Source organism: Pseudomonas sp. UF-293 (genome assembly GCF_058245595.1).
On sequence record NZ_JBSICA010000001.1, the window covers coordinates 395,256 to 413,053 of the forward strand.

Genomic DNA, 17,798 nt, shown 5'->3' on the forward strand with positions numbered 1-17,798 from the left:
AATCCGTTGAAAACAAATGCAGTCCGCTGTGGGAGCAAGCCTGCTCGCGAAGAGGGCATGTCAGCCGACATACATGTTGGATGACACATCGCATTCGCGAGCAGGCTCGCTCCCACAGGGCTATAGATCAGTTCGAGGAGGAATTCCAGCGGGAGAGGACGGCGGGCAGTTCCGTGAGGCTGCGAATCTGCGCATCCGGCAAGCGCTCCGCTTCCCACACCTTGCCCGTCGGGTTGAACCACACCGCGCGCAAGCCCGCCTGCTGCGCGCCGGCAATGTCATCACCGGGATGATCGCCAACATGCACCGCCGCTTCAGCACCCACACCACCGCGCTGCAACGCTTCATGAAACAGGCGCGCATCCGGCTTGGCGATGCCGATGTCTTCGGCGCACAGGGCGAACTTGAAATAATCCGCCAGCCCCAACCGACGCACGTCGGCATTGCCATTGGTGACCACGCCGAGGGCATAGTGATTGGCGAGCAGCTCCAGCAGCGGCTCGACTTCCGGGAACACTTCGATCTGATGCCGAGCGTGCAGGAACACGTCAAAAGCCTTGTCAGCCAGATCCGATGCCTCGCCGTGGGCATATCCGGCCTCTTCCAGCGCGTGGAACAGCACACGTCGACGCAGCGCGCTGATGCGGTGCTTGAGCCCCGGTTCGCCCGCCAGCACGCGCTCGCGAATCGCCCACAAATGCTCCACCGGCACCGCGCCCAGGCTGGACGCATGTTCGCTCAGCCACTCGCGCAACACGGTTTCAGCGCTGGCGATCACCGGCGCGGTATCCCACAAAGTGTCGTCGAGGTCGAAGGTGATCAACTGAATGCTCATGAATCATCGCCTTTCATGCGTTTGGCCCGGGGATGGGCGCTGTCGTAGACCGCCGCCAGATGCTGGAAGTCGAGGTGGGTATAGATCTGTGTGGTTTTGATGTCGGAGTGGCCGAGCAATTCCTGCACCGCGCGCAGGTCCTGCGAGGACTCGAGCAAATGGCTGGCGAACGAGTGCCGCAGCATGTGCGGATGCAGGTTCTGCCCCAGTTCGCGCTCGCCAGCCAGTTTGACCCGCACCTGAATCGCGCGCGGGCCGAGGCGTCGACCTTGCTGGCTGACAAACACCGCATCGTCCGCCGGGTTGGTCATGGCGCGCAGCGGTAACCACTGCTCCAGTGCTTCGCGGGCCTTTTTACCCACCGGCAACAGCCGCGTCTTGCTGCCCTTGCCGAGCACCTGAACCATACCGTCGGCGAGGTCGAGTTGATCGAGATTGAGCCCGGTCAGCTCGGACAGGCGCAGGCCGGAGGAATAGAACAGCTCAAGAATCGCCTGATCGCGCCGGGCGAGAAAATCGTCCTCGACCGCACCTTCCAGCAATTGCAGTGCGCGGTCGGTATCGAGGGTTTTCGGCAGGCGTCGTTCGCCTTTTGGCGGGGCCAGGCCGGTGGCCGGGTCGTGGTCGCACAAGCCTTCGCGATTCAAGTAGTGATAGAGCCCGCGCACCGCTGAGAGCAGGCGGGCGAGGCTGCGCGAGGACTGGCCTTGCGCATGCAATCGGGCGATCAGGCTGCGCAGGCGCTGGATGTCCAGCGCGGCCCAGCTGCCGATGTTCTGCTTGATGCACCAGCCAAGGACTTTATCGAGGTCGCGGCGATAAGCCGACAGGGTGTGCGGCGACACCTGTCGCTCACTGCGCAGATGTTCGCAGTAAGCGTCCAGTTGTCGTTCCATGGTCAGCGTACCGAGCGCAGCGAGCTGTTGACCCGTGGCAGCACGCGGCCCATGACCTCGGCGATGTAGCTCAGGAACAGGGTGCCGACCGAGCTTTTGTAGTGCTGCGGGTCACGACTGGCGATGGCCAGGATGCCGTGAATGCCCTGATGGCTGACGGCAACCACGGCGGTCGAGCCGATCTGCTGGCGTTGTTCTTCGCCGAAGAGGAAATCCAGCTCATGTTCACGCAGGCTGCCGCTGACGCTTTTGCCTTCGGTGAGCAGGCCGCCGATAGCGGTTTGCGCGTCGGCGTGAGTCACCCAGCGGCCGACCGGTGCCGGGTTGTCGCCGAGCAGGATCAGACTGACGAAGGGCACCTGAAAATCCTGACGCAGGCTGTCTTCAACGCTGATGACCACGTCTTCCAGGGTCGACGCATCCATCAGCGCGAGAATCAGGCGTCGGGTCTTTTCAAAGAGGCGATCGTTGTCGCGGGCCACATCCATCAGATGCGAGAGGCGATGGCGCATCTCGATATTGCGGTCGCGCAGGATAGTCATCTGCCGTTCGACCAGCGATACGGTGTCGCCGCGTCGGTGCGGGATGCGCAACGACGGCAGCAGCTCTTCGTGCTCGACGAAGAAGTCCGGATGAGCCTCAAGGTAGGCGGCAACCGCCGCTGCCTCAAGGCTCTCGGACGCTGATTCGTCGGCTGGTCGGGCGGGTACCTGAGGCTTGTCGGTCATGATTTCTGCTCGCTCAAAGACGCACTTGTCCTTCGTATACACGCACTGCCGGACCGGTCATCAACACCGGTTCTCCCGGGCCGGCCCACTCGATGGACAGACGCCCGCCGGGCAGGTCGATCAACAGCGGCGAATCCATCCACCCCTGACTGATGGCCGCCACCGCCGCCGCACAGGCGCCGGTGCCGCAGGCCTGGGTTTCCCCGGCGCCGCGTTCCCACACGCGCAATTGTGCGCGGTGGCGATCGATGACCTGAAGGAAGCCGACATTGACCCGCGCCGGGAAGCGTGGATGGTGTTCGATCTTCGGCCCCAGCTCATGCACCGGTGCGCTGTTGATGTCGTCCACGCGAATCACCGCGTGGGGATTGCCCATCGACACGGCGGCCAGTTCGACCGTGGTGCCGTCGACATCCAGCTGATAACTGGTGGCCTGGGCCGGCGCCTGGAATGGAATGTCCGCCGGCACCAGACGCGGCGCGCCCATGTTCACGCCGATCTGGCCGTCGTTACGCACGTCCAGCTCGATGATGCCGCCCTTGGTCTCGACGCGGATCTGCCGTTTTGCAGTCAGGCGCTTGTCGAGCACGAAGCGGGCGAAGCAGCGCGCACCGTTGCCGCACTGTTCCACTTCCGAACCGTCGGAGTTGAAGATCCGGTAGCGGAAATCCACGTCCGGGTTACTCGGCGCTTCGACGATCAGCAACTGGTCGAAACCGATACCGGTGTGACGATCGCCCCATTGCTTGGCGTGTTTAGGCTGAATGTGCGCGTGCTGGCTGACCAGGTCGAGGACCATGAAGTCGTTGCCCAGGCCGTGCATTTTGGTAAAACGCAGCAGCATGGGTTACTCCGGCAGCAGGCTTTCGCCGGCAAACAGCTCGGCCACGGTTTCGCGGCGACGCACTTCAAAAACCTGATCACCATCCACCAGCACCTCGGCGGCACGGCCACGGGTGTTGTAGTTGGAGCTCATCACAAAACCGTAGGCACCGGCCGAATGCACTGCCAGCAAGTCGCCTTCTTCCAGCGCCAGCTCGCGGTCCTTGGCGAGGAAGTCGCCGGTTTCGCAGATCGGGCCGACGATGTCGTATTTGCGTGCAGCGCTGTCGCGCGGTTTCACCGCCGTGACGTCCATCCACGCCTGATACAGCGCCGGGCGGATCAGGTCGTTCATCGCCGCGTCGACGATGGCGAAATCCTTGTGCTCGGTGTGCTTGAGGTATTCGACCCGGGTCAGCAACACGCCGCCATTGGCAACGATGAAGCGGCCCGGCTCGAACACCAGCGCCAGATCACGCCCGTCGAGACGCTCGCGCACGGCCTTGATGTAGTCGGCAGCCAGCGGCGGCTCTTCATCGCGATAACGCACGCCCAGGCCGCCACCGAGATCTATGTGGCGCAGGTGAATGCCACAGTCGCCGAGGCGGTCGACCAGATCGAGCAGGCGATCCAGTGCATCGATGAACGGCGGCAGCGTGGTCAGTTGCGAACCGATGTGGCAGTCGACGCCGACCACTTCCAGGTTAGGCAGATGCGCGGCGCGCACGTACACGTCTTCGGCGTCGGCAATGGCGATGCCGAACTTGTTCTCTTTGAGACCGGTGGAAATGTACGGGTGGGTGCCGGCATCGACGTCCGGGTTCACGCGCAGCGAAACCGGGGCGCGAACGCCCAGCTCGGCGGCGACCAGTTGCAGGCGCTCGAGCTCGTCGGTGGATTCGACGTTGAAGCAGTGCACGCCGACTTCGAGGGCGCGACGCATGTCGTCACGGGTCTTGCCGACGCCGGAGAAGACGATCTTGTCGGCGCTGCCACCCGCGGCCAGTACGCGTTCCAGCTCGCCACGGGAAACGATGTCGAAACCGGCGCCGAGACGGGCCAGGACATTCAGTACACCGAGGTTGGAGTTGGCTTTGACCGCGAAGCAGACCAGATGCGGCATGCCGGCCAGCGCATCGGCGTAGGCCAGATATTGCGCTTGGATGTGTGCGCGCGAGTAGACATAGGTAGGTGTGCCGAAGCGGTCGGCGATGGCGGACAGCGCCACACCTTCCGCGAACAGCTCCCCGCCACGGTAGTTAAAAGCGTCCATGGCGATCCCTTATTGGTATACGTCGTGCTTGTGAGCCTTGGATGGCTGCTTTTGCGAGGACTGGGCTTGTTCAGCCGGGTCCTGATCGTCGTCGGGCAGATACAGCGGGCCTTTCTGACCACAGGCCGAGACCAGACAGGCAACCGCGACGAGCGCAGCAAGGGAAGAGATCAGGCGCTTCATGGCGAAATCCTTGAAAATGCGTTAATTGCGCCGGAGTATACCGGCCACCCGGCAGCTTGCCTATGCGAGGGGGTTCCCGTCCGGCGGGGCTCCTTTGATGCGCATCATCCCTGTGGGAGCGAGCCTGCTCGCGAAGGCGTCGGCAAATTCAACAGGCTCGTTGCCTGACACACCGCTTTCGCGAGCAGGCTCGCTCCCACGGGGGCGGTGCTGGATGGGCCGACAGGTGCTTGGTCGTTAATCTTTGCAATCGGCCGACAGCGTCCGTATCTTTCGGCGCTTGAGCCTGATCAGACATTTTTGAGGTTGCCGCAATGAGTTTGTCCGAAGCCCGTTTCCACGATCTGGTCGATGAAACCCAGGAAAAACTGGAAGACATATTTGACGAAAGCGATCTGGACATCGATCTGGAAAGCTCGGCCGGCGTGCTGACGGTCAAATTCGAAAACGGCAGCCAGCTGATCTTCAGCCGCCAGGAGCCGTTGCGTCAGCTGTGGCTGGCGGCCGTGTCCGGTGGTTTCCACTTCGACTACGACGAAGAAAGCGAGCGCTGGATGTGCGACAAGAGCGAAGAGCAGCTCGGCGAAATGCTTCAGCGCCTGGTCAAGCAACAGGCTGGCGCTGAATTCGATTTCGAAGGTCTGTGATTCGTGACTGATGCAGCGCCTGTTCGCCCGCCGAAACCGCTCTACAGCAACGTCAGCCCGGCGGTGCCTTCGCCGTGCACGGGCGTATGTCGGCTGGACGAACAGAAAGTCTGCCTCGGCTGCGCGCGCCATGTCGAAGACATTCGCGAATGGCGTTCGGCCGATGATCAGCGGCGCCGGGTCATCATTGCCCAGGCGTCACAGCGCAGGCAGGCTAATGGTGAGTGACTTGTATATTTTTTGAGCTGTGATAGTGTCCGCGAACGCCTCAAACCACCGAGGCACGGTGAAAACCCCGTCTTTTTTGGCGGGGTTTTGCTTTTTTTGTGCAGAAGAAAGGAGTCTGCCTGGATCATGACCGCACCTTCCATCACCCTTACCCGTCTGGACGTGCAACGTCTGGAGCGCCTGATCGACAACCTGAGCGAGAAAGACCAGGCTGCGCCGGGCGTGATTGCGCTGCAAACCGAGCTGGACCGCGCCGATACCGTGGTCGGCCACGATGAAGTGCCCGCCGATGTCGTGACCATGAATTCCCGTGTGCATTGCCGCGAAGAAGGCAGTGGCAAGGATTATCACCTGACCCTGGTCTACCCGAAGGACGCCAACGCCGACGAAGGCAAGATTTCCATTCTGGCGCCGGTCGGCAGTGCGCTTTTGGGTCTTAAGGTCGGTCAGCACATCGACTGGCCGGCTCCGGGTGGCAAGTCGCTGAAGCTGACCTTGCTGGAAGTGGAATCGCAACCGGTCAACGGCGGCGCCTTTCCCGAATAAATCCCTGCTTCAAACCTGTTCGAGCGCTTCATTCAACGAGCGCTCCAGGTCCGACTTGTAGCGCAGATACAGATTGCTTGAACTGTGCCCGTCACCGAGCAGCCCCGAGAGGTCGAGGTCGGTGATGTAGCAGCGATAGCGCTCGGTCTCGCGGCGCTGCTCGACGATCTCCCGGGCGACCACGCTGAACAGCTGGTCGCCATGCTCCAGCTCGCTGAATTCCCTCTGATTGCAATACAAGGTGACCTGCACTTCGCCAGGTGCGGCCTTGCCGATGATCGCTTGCACGTCATAGAACGGTTTGTTCACCGGCGTCTGCGGTGCCGGTCGGGTTTCGACTCGGCGCGAGCGTCCCGGGCCTGACGGCAACAGCTGGTAATACAAAGTCTCGGGGCTGCCCGCAGGGCCACCGTCCATCGGCAATTGCGCTTCACGGCGGTACTGGATCGATTGCAGAAAACGCTGCAGCGGTACCAGCAGACTCTGCTCGTCGTGGTAGGGCAGTTGCTGTTGCCACAGGGCATTGAATTCATCCAGCACGTACAGCTCGGCCTGCTGTTCGCTGATGCGGTAGAACACCTGAATGCATTCCGGCTGACCCATCGGCAGGATCAGCGCGAGGTCGTGATCCTCCAGCGCCATCGGGTCCAGGTGCAGCGGGCTGTAGCGTGGTTGTTCTTCGCCCAGATAGTCGAGCAGCGCCGGCAGGGTGGCGAGGGCGACATGGTTGACCTGACCCGGCACCAGCTCCAGCACGTGATAGTGCTGCTGCACCTGAATCAGGTAGCGATGATTCAAGTCACTGAGCAACAGAGTCTGCGCGGTGTCGATGATTTCCTCTACGCGGCGGGCAATGAACTGCGCGCGGTTGTGGCAGAAGCAGCGCACTTTAAGCGACGGCTGTACCGGGCCGCGTGGCAGGTTGTTGAGGTAATCGCGCAGGCAATCGAGCAGCGCATGGGGGCAGTCGAAACGATTGACCAGCACTTCGTTCCAGCTGTTGAGCGTGACCTGATCGAGGGTCAACACCAGGTTTTCGCGCACGCCGGCATAACTGAGCGAGTCAGTGCGCTCGGTGGTCATCAGGATGTTCAGATCGCGATGATGCTTGAGCGGGTCGACGCCGACGTTGATCAGCAGCAGCACTTCGCTGGGCACAGCGGCACGCAGCAATGGCTCTTCGGCAACAGTGGGCAAGGGCAGGGCGATGCACTGCTGCAGGCTGCCGAGCAGGTTGAACAGCTCGAACTCGCTCAAGTCGCTGGTGCCCGGATGCAGGGCCAGACGTGTACTGCTGTCGATCACGCCGTTGCGGTGGCACCAGGTCAGCAGTTCAAGCAGCTCGCGACTGCGCTTGATCGGCGCGAAGTGTTCCCACTCCAGTGCCGTCAGGCTGCCGTTGTACAAGCCCCACTGAGTCTGCCCCGGCTCCTTTTTGTTCGGCGACTGCACCAGGGTCAGGGTGTCTTCGGCCAGATCCGGGGCGATGCCGGGGTTGATGAACTCGACCTTGTCGGCCTTGCGCTCGAACGCCGCGTACAGGCGCCGGCCGAGGACATTGAGGTCGCGCTTGTTGATCAGGCTGACAGTCTGTTCGCTGCGGGCGAACTGGGTCAGGAAGCGATAGCTGTAGTTGAGTTCATTGACCAGCGCGCGGCGCTCGGCGCTGACCTGGCGGACTTTCCACTGACTGCGGCTGTCGAGCAGCGCCAGTTGCCGTTGATCCCAGTGCCACTCGCCGGCCAGGCGTTCGAGCAGTGCGCGTTGCCAACCCTGGCTGCGGCTGTTGCCGGTGAGCTTGCGATTGACCTTCAGATACAGCGCGCGGCGCACCAGCTCAAGGCGTTCCGGCTCGTTGCGGGCAATCAGGTATTCCTCGATACGCCGGTACACGACCATGTACGGGTCCAGTTCATCAAGATCGAGCTGATTGGCGAACACGGCTTTCTTGAAACGCAGGCTCAGGCACTGCACCTGCGGATGTTCGCTGGCATAAACCTCGGTCAGCAGCAGTTTGAGCACTGACTTGTAGGGCGATTCGATGCCTTTGAACAACTGCCACAACCCGGCACCGATGAATTCGCCGGGCGGAATGGTCGCCATCGGCCCGAGATCAAGCGTCTCGTCGGCGCGAATGAAGCGTTTGGACAGCAGGGTGTGGGTGTAGGCGTCGTAGGCCGTTTCTTCATAGACCGGCACCAGCCACCAGATCGGCGTGCGTCCGCCCAGCCAGATCGCCGTGCGATAAAACTCGTCGAGGAGCAGATAATGCTGGGTGCTGCCGCAGTTTTCCGAACTGAGCTGGGAGTCACGTTCGCCTTTGATAAAGCGCGCCGGGTCGATCAGGAAGAAATGCGCCTCGGCGCCCTGGCTCGCGGCCCAGGTTTCCAGCAACTGGCATTTCTTGCGCAGCTCGGCGAGCTCGCTTTCGCTCAGATCAGGTGCATGGCAGACCCACACGTCCATGTCGCTTTGATCGGCCTGGGCCAGCGTGCCGAGGCTGCCCATCAGGAACAGACCGTGAATCGGTCGCGGCGGGTTACTGCCATGGCGCGGCTTGTAGGAGAACGAGCGGGTCAGGCGCTGCGCCTCGGTCAGCGCATTGGCGTCCGGCTCATAATTGGACAAACCGGCCGGCGTACTGCCCGAGACATAGCCGGGCAGCAACGGATGATTGACGTGAAAGAACAGCGGCAACAGCGTCAGCACGCTTTGCTGGCGCGTCGACAAACCTTCGAGTGCGCGGCCGAGGCGGCCTTCATTGAGTTTGAGAAAACGTGCGCGCAGCTGGCTGAGTACCTTGCGGTCGATGCCTTCGTCCAGGTCGGGGCGGATTTCGTGGGTGCGCGTCATGTCAGCTCAAACCGGCTTGCAGGCTCGGACGTAGAGGGTCTCGGAATGGCCGCAGTTTAGCCGCTGCGTGGCAGGACGTTTAAGCTGAATTTGTTTTCTGACGTCAGTTTTTTATCGACAGCGATCAAGCGGGCCCGCGGAAATCCCGTGGCAGGAGTTCCCGTGGGCAAAGTCAGGGAAAAATCAGGCGGTTTCCTGCTCTCTCAGAATCGTCAGTACGGTCTGCACGTTTTGCGCGGCATCGCGACCGAGGCTGGTCAGATACCCGCCATCGGGCTGGTCGGTGAGTTCTTTTTCAAAGAGACGCTGGGCAGCAGCGATGTGTTTCGGGGCAGCGGTCTGATGAATTTTCAGACCTTCCTGGGAACTGTCCAGGTTGAAGAGTGCAAGGACTTCCAGTTCGGCAACCAACTCAGGGGTAAGCGACATAAGGACTCCAGACTTTCTAGGAATTGGACGACAGCGCCTCTAAGGTGAACCCGCTGGTGCGGCATGTCCAGTGCTCAGATCAGGGGATTTTGTCTTGAGGCGAATTCCAGTGTAGTCCGCATAAAAAAGATCGCAGCCTTCGGCAGCTCCTACAGGAGATTGGTGTAAGAGCTGCCGAAGGCTGCGATCTTTTGATCCTAGAGCTTTTCCGGTGGCAGCTCTGGCAATGCGCGCAATGCCGTTTCGTACCACTGGGTGTCGAACGGGCGATCTTCATCGAGCATCGCGTCAATCTCATAGGCAAGCACGTGAGCCATGAGGTTGAGGATCTCTTCGCGCTCCATGCCGACCAGAGTCAGTTTGTTCAACGTCGCCTTGGCCGCTGGCGGGTTGTCGCTTTCGATCTGGTTCTCGATGGCTTCGATCAGCGTCGCTTCAGTGAATGCTTCTTCGTCGTCATCGTTGACGATGTCTGTCGGCTCGCTCATGGCAGGCTCCTCAAGGAAAGGCGCCAGTTTACCCGCATTCAGCGGCGTGATGCTGCTGGCGGGAAACGTCGCGGCGATCTATAAACAGGCACTGCCCACCCCGCACGGCCTGGAGGCTCTGTGATGTTCAAGCTCTACGGATTCGCTGTCAGCAACTACTACAACATGGTCAAACTGGCACTGCTGGAAAAAGGCCTGCCCTTCGAAGAGGTAACTTTCCATCCGGCGCAGACCCCGGAGTCACTGGCCATCAGCCCGCGGGGCAAGGTCCCGGTGCTCGGTGTCGACGCCGGTTACATCAACGAAACCGCGATCATCCTCGAATACCTCGAACAATCAGAAAAGGCCACGCCGCTCCTGCCGAGCGATCCGTTTGAGCGTGCGCAGGTGCTGGCGATTGCCAAGGAGATCGAGCTGTACATCGAGTTGCCGGCGCGTGCCTGTTATGGCGAGGCATTCTTCGGTGTGACATTGCCTGAGGCTATCAAGGAAAAGACCCGGACCGAGCTGCTGCTGGGCTTCGCGGCGCTGGGCCGTCACGGCAAGTTCGCGCCGTATGTGGCGGGTGACAGCCTGAGCATTGCCGACTTGTATTTCCTCTACAGTGTGCCGCTGGCCTGTGCGGTCGGGCAGAAGCTGTTCGGGATCGATCTGCTGGCCGAAATGCCGCAGGCGAAAGCGCTGCTGGAGCGGCTTGAGCAGAATCCGCACGTGCAGAAGATTGCGGCGGACAAGGACGCGGCGATGCCGGCGTTTTTGGCAATGATTGCTGCCAAGAAGTGAATTTTGTGGCGTCCTGGAGGGCGGCTTCGCGAGCAGGCTCGCTCCCACATTGAGTCGGTGATGAACACAAATTTTGTGAACATCCTGAATCCCTGTGGGAGCGAGCCTGCTCGCGAAGCTCTTGGCTTTTAGCGGCTGGCGATCAGGGCCTGGCCGCGTGCCACCGCAGCCTTGACCTGCGCCGGTGCAGTCCCGCCGATATGGTCGCGGGCATTCACCGAGCCTTCCAGGGTCAGCACGGCAAATACATCCTGCTCGATCTGATCACTGAACTGACGCAATTCTTCCAGGCTCATCTCGGCCAGATCCTTGCCGGTGTCGACGCCATATTTCACCGCGTGGCCAACAATTTCATGGCAATCACGGAACGGCAGGCCACGGCGCACCAGATAATCCGCCAGGTCAGTTGCGGTGGAGAAACCGCGCAACGCCGCTTCACGCATGATCGCGTGTTTCGGCTTGATCGCCGGGATCATGTCGGCAAACGCGCGCAACGAATCGCGCAGGGTGTCGGCGGCGTCGAACAGCGGTTCCTTGTCTTCCTGATTGTCCTTGTTGTAGGCCAGTGGCTGGCCTTTCATCAGGGTCAACAGGCCCATCAGCGCACCGAACACACGGCCGGTCTTGCCGCGCACCAGCTCGGGCACGTCGGGGTTTTTCTTTTGCGGCATGATTGAGCTGCCGGTGCAGAAACGGTCCGGCAGATCGATGAACTGGAACTGCGCGCTGGTCCACAGCACCAGCTCTTCGGAGAAACGCGACAGGTGCATCATCGCGATGCTCGCGGCCGAGCAGAATTCGATGGCGAAGTCACGATCGGAGACGTTGTCCAGCGAGTTGCCGCCGACGGCGTCGAAGCCGAGCAGTTGCGCGGTGTATTCGCGATCGATCGGGTAAGTGGTGCCGGCGAGCGCGGCGCTGCCCAATGGCATGCGGTTGGTGCGCTTGCGGCAGTCGACCAGACGCTCGTAATCGCGGCTGAGCATTTCGAACCAGGCCAGCATGTGGTGCCCGAAGGTCACCGGCTGTGCGGTCTGCAGGTGAGTGAAGCCCGGCATGATGCTTGCGGCCTCACGCTCGGCTTGCTCCAGCAGGCCTTTTTGCAGGCGGGTGATCTCGGCGAGGATCAGGTCGATTTCATCGCGCAGCCACAGGCGGATATCGGTGGCGACCTGGTCGTTGCGGCTGCGCCCGGTGTGCAGCTTTTTACCGGTGACGCCGATGCGGTCGGTCAGGCGTGCTTCGATGTTCATGTGCACGTCTTCGAGGTCGACGCGCCAGTCGAACTGACCGGCCTCGATTTCGCCCTGAATGGTCTTCAGGCCATCGATGATGCTGTCGCGCTCGGCATCGGTCAGCACGCCGACCTTGGCCAGCATGGTGGCGTGGGCGATCGAGCCCATGATGTCGTGGCGATACAGGCGCTGGTCGAAAGTGACGGAGGCGGTGAAGCGGGCGACGAAGGCGTCGACGGGTTCACTGAAGCGGCCGCCCCAGGACTGATTGGTCTTGTCAGTGCTCATGAATTCGCTCGTATCGGCTTGAAGAAATGGCGTGAAACGCTGGCGCGGATAATAACAGGGTTGCCAATCCTGTCGCTGACACCGATCGACAGGTTTTTTCGCGGATGTGTCAGGCACGTCCGGCGCGGTGTGCAGGGAATTTACAAAAGGATATTTTTTGATTGAGCAATATCGTTCCGACGAACGTCTACAGTGGACATAAGGGTCGGTGCGAATGCGGATCATGCAAAGGTCTGGCCACCGGCTATAAGAAGAGGGGGCGGGTGAGTTGTACAACGGTCACCCACCGCGAGAAACGCAGGAAACACTGGGCTCTGAGCCGTTCGATCCGGACGCTGGCAAATATTGCTGGCCGACGTACGGCACTTTTTGGCGCTCGGGCTAGTCTTAGCGTGGATCGCGGTGACGGAGGTCACTACACCTGTCTACGCTATCCTTGTGCGAGACTCACGCAGGAATCCAGCGCAATATGAATGTCCTGATCGTTGATGACGAACCCCTGGCTCGCGAGCGCCTAAGCCGTATGGTGAGCGAGCTCGAGGGTTACACAGTCCTGGAGCCCAGTGCCACGAATGGCGAGGAGGCGTTAGCGCTGATCGACAGCCACAAGCCGGATATCGTGCTGCTCGATATCCGCATGCCGGGCCTCGATGGCCTGCAGGTTGCTGCCCGACTGTGCGAACGAGAGACGCCGCCGGCCGTGGTGTTTTGCACCAGTCCCGATGAATTTGCCGTGGAAGCCCTGCAGGCCAGCGCCGTGGGCTATGTGGTGAAACCTGTGCGAACCGAACACTTGAATGAAGCCCTGAAGCGGGCTGAACGTCCCAACCGGGCGCAACTCTCGGCCCTGACCCGTCCCGCTGCCGAAAGTGGCAACGGCCCACGCAGCCACATCAGCGCACGGACCCGTAAAGGCATCGAGCTGATTCCGCTGGATCAGGTGGTCTACTTCATCGCCGACCACAAATACGTGACCCTGCGTCACGAAGCGGGTGAGGTGCTGCTTGACGAACCTCTCAAAGCCCTCGAAGACGAATTCGGCGAACGCTTTGTGCGTATCCACCGCAACGCGCTGGTCGCTCGCGATCGCATCGAGCGATTGCAGCGCACACCACTGGGACATTTCCAGCTGTTTCTCAAAGGTCTCAATGGCGATGCGCTGATTGTCAGCCGCAGGCATGTCGCCGGTGTACGCAAGATGATGCAGGGGCTTTGACCCGGTCTTTACCGGGCGTTCCAACTTCTTTTACCCGGCATGGCAGGCCAGGGAGGCCACGCCGTTTTCTGATTCAGGTCAAAGTGGAATTGACTGAGCTGTTATTATCCGCCGTATCTATTCAGTACGGATTGTTCCATGTCCCCTCGCGAAATCCGCATCGCCACCCGTAAAAGTGCGCTGGCCCTCTGGCAGGCCGAATACGTCAAAGCCCGTCTCGAGGCAGCCCACCCGGGCCTGCTGGTGACGCTGGTGCCCATGGTCAGTCGCGGCGACAAGCTGCTCGACTCGCCACTGTCGAAGATCGGCGGCAAGGGTCTGTTCGTCAAGGAGCTGGAAACCGCGCTGCTGGAAAACCAAGCCGATATCGCCGTGCATTCGATGAAAGACGTGCCGATGGACTTCCCGCAAGGCCTGGGTCTGTTCTGCATCTGCGAGCGCGAAGACCCGCGCGATGCATTCGTCTCCAACACCTACGCCAGTCTTGAAGCGCTGCCTGCCGGTGCCATCGTCGGCACCTCGAGCCTGCGTCGGCAGACGCAACTGCTGGCACGTCGTCCGGACCTGCAGATCCGCTTTTTGCGCGGCAACGTCAACACCCGTCTGGCCAAACTCGACGCCGGCGAGTACGACGCGATCATCCTCGCCGCGGCCGGTTTGATCCGCCTGGGTTTCGAAGATCGCATCACGTCGGCGATCAGTGTCGATGACAGCCTGCCGGCCGGTGGCCAGGGCGCGGTCGGCATCGAATGCCGCAGCGCCGACCACGATATTCATGCCTTGCTCGCGCCCTTGCATCACGCCGATACGGCTTCGCGGGTGAATGCCGAACGCGCCCTCAACAAACATTTGAACGGCGGCTGCCAGGTCCCGATCGCGTGTTACGCCGTGCTTGAAGGCGAGCAGTTGTGGTTGCGCGGTCTGGTCGGTGAGCCAAGCGGCGGCAAGCTGCTCAGTGCCCAAGCCCGCGCTCCGCGCGCGGACGCCGAAACATTGGGTGTGCAGGTCGCTGAAGACCTGCTCAAGCAAGGCGCCGACGACATTCTCAAGGCGGTGTACGGCGAGGCGGGTCACGAGTGACGGCCTGGCGCCTGCTGCTGACGCGCCCGGCAGACGACTGCGCGGCGCTGGCCGAACAGTTGGCCGGGCACGGGATTTTCAGCAGTTGCCTGCCGCTTTTGGACATTGTTCCGCTGCCGGTCTCTGCCAGTATTCGTCAGGCGATTTCGCGATTGCCCGCTTGCAGCGCAGTGATCGTGGTCAGCAAACCGGCGGCGCGGATTGCGGTGGACTTGCTCAAGTCTGAAGGCGCGCCGCCATTGAGCATGCCGTGGTTCAGCGTCGGCGCCGCGACCGCAGGCATACTTCGCGAGCATGGTCTCGATGTGAGCTTCCCGGCTGACGGCGATGACAGTGAAGCCCTGCTGCAATTGCCGCGTCTGCGCGTGGCGCTCGGCCAGCCCGAGGCGCAGGTGATGATCCTGCGTGGCGAGGGTGGTCGTGAACTGCTCGCCGAGCGCCTGCGCGCGCTTGGTGCTAGTGTCGAGTATCTGGAGTTGTATCGCCGCGACCTGCCAGCCTACCCGCCAAACGAGCTGCCACGGCGGATCGAAGCGGAACGCTTGAACGGGCTGGTGGTCAGCAGTGGACAGGGTTTCGAGCACCTGCGGCAGATGGCCGGCGATGCCTGGCCGAAGATCGCGCAGTTGCCGTTGTTTGTACCGAGCCCGAGAGTCGCCGAGCTGGCACGTGCCGCCGGGGCTCAAACAGTTGTGGATTGCCGCGGCGCGAGTGCCGCGGCTTTGCTGACGGCGTTACGGGAATGTCCCGTGCCGTTTTCTAACGCAAAGGATGGATACGTGAGCGAAACAGCCTTGCCAAAAGATGACGTCCAGCCTGTGCTCGATGCCCAGGTTGAAACTCCACTACCGGCCAAAGAGCCGTGTCGAGGCAATGGACTGGCGATTGTCGCCCTGCTGCTCGGCGCCGCCGGTGTCGCCATAGGCGGCTGGGGTGTCTGGCAGGTGCGCCACCTGCAGAACAACACGCAGCAACAGTCGGGTCAGGTGCAGGCGTTGAACGATCAGGCGCAGAGTCTGAAGCTCAACGAACAGCGTCTGACCGAACGCCTTGCGCAGTTGCCCGGTGCTGACGAGCTCGCCGAACGCCAGCGTCTGGTCACGCAATTGCAAGGCGACCAGCAGCGCCTCAATCAGCGTCTGGAAACCGTCCTCGGCGCCAGCCGCAAGGACTGGCGTCTGGCCGAGGCCGAGCACTTGCTGCGTCTGGCCAGCCTGCGCCTGTCGGCGTTGCAGGACATCAGCAGCGCCCAGGCGCTGGTGCAGGGCGCCGACGAAATCCTCCGTGAACAGAACGATCCGGGTTCCTTCGCCGCGCGCGAGCAAGTAGCGAAAACCCTGGTCGCCCTGCGCAGCACCGAACAGCCGGATCGCACCGGGCTGTTCCTGCGCCTCGGCGCGCTGCGCGATCAAGTCATCGACCTCACCGAGCTGGCGCCGGAGTACAAGGATCGCGGCGAGTCGCTGCTGGGTCTGACCGCCGACGGCGATGGCGCCAGTCGCTGGGCGCAGTGGTGGGACAAGGTCTCGCGCTACATCCGCATCGATTTCAACGCTGACAAAAACGTCAAACCGCTACTGGCCGGACAGAGCCTGAGCCAGGTGCGCCTGGCCCTGAGCCTGGCGCTGGAACAGGCGCAGTGGGCGGCGCTCAACGGTCAGGCGGCGGTGTACACCCAGGCGCTGGCCGAGGCACGCGATGTGCTCAAGGGCAATTTCAACCCGGACAACCCGCAGAGCAAAGTCATGCTGGAACAGGTCGCCGAGCTGAGCAAGGAACCGGTCACTGTCAAGACTCCGGATCTGGCCGGTACCTTGAGTGCGGTTCAGGGGTATCTGGAGCGGCGTAACGTCAATGCCGAAGAATCGGTGAAACCGTTCGCCAAGCCCGCCGCCAACGCGGCGCAGGAGGCGACTCCATGAAGCGCCTCTATGTAATCGTGTTTCTGGTCATCGCCGCGACGGCAGCGCTGGGCCTGGCGATCGCCGAGCATTCCGGTTACGTGCTGGTGGCGTACAAGAGCTTCCGCTACGAGGCGAGCCTGTGGGCGACACTGGCGGTGATCGCGGTGCTGTGGCTGCTGTTCTGGGGCATCAGAGTGTTGGCCGAGCTGGTGATGACCTCCACCGGCGTGGTCAATCCATGGTCGCGGCGAAATCGCAGCCGCCGCGTGCAAGTGGCGATCGAGCACGGGCAACTGGATCTGGCTGAAGGGCGCTGGGCCAGTGCGCAACGGCACTTGACCCGCGCAGCAGAAGCCGAGCGTCAGCCACTGCTTTATTACCTCGGCGCTGCACGCGCGGCGAACGAGCAGGGCCAATACGAAGAGAGCGATCGTTTGCTCGAGCGGGCGCTGGAGCGTCAGCCGCAAGCCGAATTGGCGATAGCCCTGAGTCACGCGCAACTGCAGACCGATCGTGGCGACACTGATGGTGCGCTGGTGACCTTGCAGGCGATGCATGAACGGCATCCGCGCAGCGCGCAGACATTGCGTCAATTGCAACGTCTGCATCAGCAACGCGGCGAATGGTCGGCGGTGATTCGTCTGCTGCCGGAGTTGCGCAAGGACAAAGTGCTGCCGCCGGCCGAACTGGCTGAACTCGAGCGTCGCGCCTGGGGTGAGAATCTGTCCTTGGCAGCGCATCGCGAAGAAGACGGTACGGTGGGTCTGCAATCGCTCAAGCGCGCGTGGGAACAGCTGACTTCGGCGCAGCGTCAGGAGCCGCCATTGGTGTTGGCCTATGCCGAGCAGTTGCGCCAGTTGGGCGCTCAGGTCGAGGCAGAAGAGGTGCTGCGTACAGCGCTCAAGCGCAAATACGACAGCCATCTGGCGCGGTTATATGGCTTGGTTCGTGGCAGTGATCCTGCGCGCCAGTTGCAGACTGCCGAAGGCTGGCTCAAGGAGCACCCGGCCGATCCGAGCCTGTTGCTGACCCTCGGACGTTTGTGTCTGCAAACCAGTTTGTGGGGCAAGGCGCGTGACTATCTGGAAAGCAGTCTGCGTGTGCAGCGCAATCCGGAGACCTGTGCGGAATTGGCTCGGCTGCTTGCGCAACTGGGCGATACCGAGCGCAGCAATCAGTTGTTCCAGGAAGGTCTGGGGCTGTTGGATGAACGCCTGCTGGCGGCGCCTTTGCCGGTTGCGACGAAGGTCTGAAAGGCGAGGGAGTTGGTTCCCTCGCGAACTTTCAACAAGTGAAAATTCCTCTTCTTTGCGCTCTTGAGGCAAAATCCTACAGAGCGCTTCATCGTTTCCTCTCGAACCTGT

At 61.7% G+C, this 17,798-nt stretch carries 18 protein-coding genes and 2 pseudogenes; 10 read left to right on the forward strand and 10 right to left on the reverse strand.

The window, feature by feature from the left end:
- Positions 1-127: 127 nt before the first annotated feature.
- The 6 genes from AC4IHP_RS01815 to lptM are packed head-to-tail and all read right to left on the reverse strand — an operon-like array spanning position 128 to position 4,737.
- Positions 128-835 carry an HAD family hydrolase gene (locus AC4IHP_RS01815; protein ID WP_490830743.1) on the reverse strand — a complete coding sequence of 236 codons (708 nt, stop codon included), beginning with the start codon at positions 833-835 and terminating at the stop codon, positions 128-130.
- Positions 832-1,731, reverse strand: a complete 900-nt coding sequence (gene xerC / locus AC4IHP_RS01820; RefSeq protein ID WP_039757393.1) for a tyrosine recombinase XerC — start codon at positions 1,729-1,731, stop codon at positions 832-834. Before xerC ends, AC4IHP_RS01815 begins: the two co-directional genes overlap by 4 nt.
- Before the next feature lie 2 nt (positions 1,732-1,733).
- Positions 1,734-2,459 carry a DUF484 family protein gene (locus AC4IHP_RS01825; RefSeq protein ID WP_042607115.1) on the reverse strand — a complete coding sequence of 242 codons (726 nt, stop codon included), beginning with the start codon at positions 2,457-2,459 and terminating at the stop codon, positions 1,734-1,736.
- Positions 2,460-2,472: 13 nt separating this feature from the next.
- Entirely contained in the window at positions 2,473-3,303 is an 831-nt protein-coding gene (gene dapF, locus AC4IHP_RS01830) for a diaminopimelate epimerase (RefSeq protein ID WP_122506201.1), read from the reverse strand.
- A gap of 3 nt (positions 3,304-3,306) precedes the next feature.
- Positions 3,307-4,554 (reverse strand): diaminopimelate decarboxylase, encoded by a 1,248-nt coding sequence (gene lysA / locus AC4IHP_RS01835; RefSeq protein ID WP_490830744.1) that lies wholly within the window; start codon positions 4,552-4,554, stop codon positions 3,307-3,309.
- Between the two features lie 9 nt (positions 4,555-4,563).
- Positions 4,564-4,737, reverse strand: a complete 174-nt coding sequence (gene lptM / locus AC4IHP_RS01840) for an LPS translocon maturation chaperone LptM (RefSeq protein ID WP_007911098.1) — start codon at positions 4,735-4,737, stop codon at positions 4,564-4,566.
- Positions 4,738-5,051: 314 nt separating this feature from the next.
- On the opposite strand from lptM, the gene cyaY reads away from it, so the two are divergent.
- From cyaY to rnk, 3 genes are all read left to right on the forward strand, one after another.
- Positions 5,052-5,384, forward strand: coding sequence for an iron donor protein CyaY (gene cyaY / locus AC4IHP_RS01845; RefSeq protein WP_041476930.1), 333 nt, complete (start codon positions 5,052-5,054; stop codon positions 5,382-5,384).
- A 3-nt stretch (positions 5,385-5,387) separates the two neighbouring features.
- Positions 5,388-5,612, forward strand: coding sequence for a DUF1289 domain-containing protein (locus tag AC4IHP_RS01850; protein ID WP_490830745.1), 225 nt, complete (start codon positions 5,388-5,390; stop codon positions 5,610-5,612).
- A 126-nt stretch (positions 5,613-5,738) separates the two neighbouring features.
- Positions 5,739-6,158, forward strand: a complete 420-nt coding sequence (gene rnk, locus AC4IHP_RS01855) for a nucleoside diphosphate kinase regulator (RefSeq protein ID WP_400557216.1) — start codon at positions 5,739-5,741, stop codon at positions 6,156-6,158.
- 9 nt (positions 6,159-6,167) lie between these two features.
- On the opposite strand, the gene AC4IHP_RS01860 is transcribed toward rnk, so the two are convergent.
- The 3 genes from AC4IHP_RS01860 to AC4IHP_RS01870 form a co-directional block, all read right to left on the reverse strand.
- Positions 6,168-9,011, reverse strand: coding sequence for a class I adenylate cyclase (locus AC4IHP_RS01860; protein ID WP_490830746.1), 2,844 nt, complete (start codon positions 9,009-9,011; stop codon positions 6,168-6,170).
- Positions 9,012-9,194: 183 nt separating this feature from the next.
- Positions 9,195-9,440, reverse strand: coding sequence for a TIGR02647 family protein (locus AC4IHP_RS01865; RefSeq protein ID WP_039757399.1), 246 nt, complete (start codon positions 9,438-9,440; stop codon positions 9,195-9,197).
- Positions 9,441-9,637: 197 nt separating this feature from the next.
- Entirely contained in the window at positions 9,638-9,928 is a 291-nt protein-coding gene (locus AC4IHP_RS01870; protein ID WP_460122255.1) for a hypothetical protein, read from the reverse strand.
- Between the two features lie 123 nt (positions 9,929-10,051).
- Here AC4IHP_RS01870 and AC4IHP_RS01875 point away from each other — a divergent pair, with 123 nt between their 5' ends.
- Positions 10,052-10,711: a glutathione S-transferase family protein gene (locus tag AC4IHP_RS01875; protein ID WP_490830747.1), complete on the forward strand. Its 660-nt coding sequence runs from the start codon at positions 10,052-10,054 to the stop codon at positions 10,709-10,711.
- A gap of 128 nt (positions 10,712-10,839) precedes the next feature.
- On the opposite strand, the gene argH is transcribed toward AC4IHP_RS01875, so the two are convergent.
- The gene (gene argH, locus AC4IHP_RS01880) at positions 10,840-12,234 is read right to left on the reverse strand and encodes an argininosuccinate lyase (RefSeq protein WP_039757402.1); all 1,395 of its coding nucleotides are present in this window, start codon (positions 12,232-12,234) and stop codon (positions 10,840-10,842) included.
- A gap of 335 nt (positions 12,235-12,569) precedes the next feature.
- Between argH and AC4IHP_RS01885 the strand changes: the two are divergent.
- From AC4IHP_RS01885 to AC4IHP_RS01910, 6 genes and pseudogenes are all read left to right on the forward strand, one after another.
- A pseudogene (locus tag AC4IHP_RS01885) lies at positions 12,570-12,707 on the forward strand (sensor histidine kinase); the annotation flags it as partial.
- A complete protein-coding gene (locus tag AC4IHP_RS01890; protein WP_016772598.1) occupies positions 12,704-13,450 on the forward strand; it encodes a LytR/AlgR family response regulator transcription factor in 747 nt (248 codons plus the stop codon). The pseudogene AC4IHP_RS01885 and the gene AC4IHP_RS01890, both read left to right, overlap by 4 nt.
- Before the next feature lie 138 nt (positions 13,451-13,588).
- Entirely contained in the window at positions 13,589-14,530 is a 942-nt protein-coding gene (gene hemC, locus AC4IHP_RS01895) for a hydroxymethylbilane synthase (protein ID WP_460122251.1), read from the forward strand.
- Positions 14,527-15,273 (forward strand): annotated as a pseudogene (locus tag AC4IHP_RS01900) (uroporphyrinogen-III synthase); the annotation flags it as partial. The gene hemC and the pseudogene AC4IHP_RS01900, both read left to right, overlap by 4 nt.
- A gap of 36 nt (positions 15,274-15,309) precedes the next feature.
- Entirely contained in the window at positions 15,310-16,452 is a 1,143-nt protein-coding gene (locus AC4IHP_RS01905; protein WP_490830792.1) for a uroporphyrinogen-III C-methyltransferase, read from the forward strand.
- Complete coding sequence (locus AC4IHP_RS01910) at positions 16,449-17,687, forward strand: heme biosynthesis protein HemY (RefSeq protein WP_490830748.1); 1,239 nt, start codon at positions 16,449-16,451, stop codon at positions 17,685-17,687. Before AC4IHP_RS01905 ends, AC4IHP_RS01910 begins: the two co-directional genes overlap by 4 nt.
- Positions 17,688-17,798 lie beyond the last annotated feature (111 nt).

What these genes read in the sequence shown, in the direction of transcription:
- AC4IHP_RS01815 (WP_490830743.1), bottom strand. Translation starts at nt 835, where the DNA reads ATGAGCATTCAGTTGATCACCTTCGACCTCGACGACACTTTGTGGGAT.
- dapF (WP_122506201.1), bottom strand. Translation starts at nt 3,303, where the DNA reads ATGCTGCTGCGTTTTACCAAAATGCACGGCCTGGGCAACGACTTCATG.
- AC4IHP_RS01870 (WP_460122255.1), bottom strand. Translation starts at nt 9,928, where the DNA reads ATGAGCGAGCCGACAGACATCGTCAACGATGACGACGAAGAAGCATTC.
- lysA (WP_490830744.1), bottom strand. Translation starts at nt 4,554, where the DNA reads ATGGACGCTTTTAACTACCGTGGCGGGGAGCTGTTCGCGGAAGGTGTG.
- AC4IHP_RS01825 (WP_042607115.1), bottom strand. Translation starts at nt 2,459, where the DNA reads ATGACCGACAAGCCTCAGGTACCCGCCCGACCAGCCGACGAATCAGCG.
- AC4IHP_RS01860 (WP_490830746.1), bottom strand. Translation starts at nt 9,011, where the DNA reads ATGACGCGCACCCACGAAATCCGCCCCGACCTGGACGAAGGCATCGAC.
- AC4IHP_RS01865 (WP_039757399.1), bottom strand. Translation starts at nt 9,440, where the DNA reads ATGTCGCTTACCCCTGAGTTGGTTGCCGAACTGGAAGTCCTTGCACTC.
- rnk (WP_400557216.1), top strand. Translation starts at nt 5,739, where the DNA reads ATGACCGCACCTTCCATCACCCTTACCCGTCTGGACGTGCAACGTCTG.
- AC4IHP_RS01890 (WP_016772598.1), top strand. Translation starts at nt 12,704, where the DNA reads ATGAATGTCCTGATCGTTGATGACGAACCCCTGGCTCGCGAGCGCCTA.
- cyaY (WP_041476930.1), top strand. Translation starts at nt 5,052, where the DNA reads ATGAGTTTGTCCGAAGCCCGTTTCCACGATCTGGTCGATGAAACCCAG.
- AC4IHP_RS01875 (WP_490830747.1), top strand. Translation starts at nt 10,052, where the DNA reads ATGTTCAAGCTCTACGGATTCGCTGTCAGCAACTACTACAACATGGTC.
- AC4IHP_RS01910 (WP_490830748.1), top strand. Translation starts at nt 16,449, where the DNA reads ATGAAGCGCCTCTATGTAATCGTGTTTCTGGTCATCGCCGCGACGGCA.
- argH (WP_039757402.1), bottom strand. Translation starts at nt 12,234, where the DNA reads ATGAGCACTGACAAGACCAATCAGTCCTGGGGCGGCCGCTTCAGTGAA.
- lptM (WP_007911098.1), bottom strand. Translation starts at nt 4,737, where the DNA reads ATGAAGCGCCTGATCTCTTCCCTTGCTGCGCTCGTCGCGGTTGCCTGT.
- hemC (WP_460122251.1), top strand. Translation starts at nt 13,589, where the DNA reads ATGTCCCCTCGCGAAATCCGCATCGCCACCCGTAAAAGTGCGCTGGCC.
- xerC (WP_039757393.1), bottom strand. Translation starts at nt 1,731, where the DNA reads ATGGAACGACAACTGGACGCTTACTGCGAACATCTGCGCAGTGAGCGA.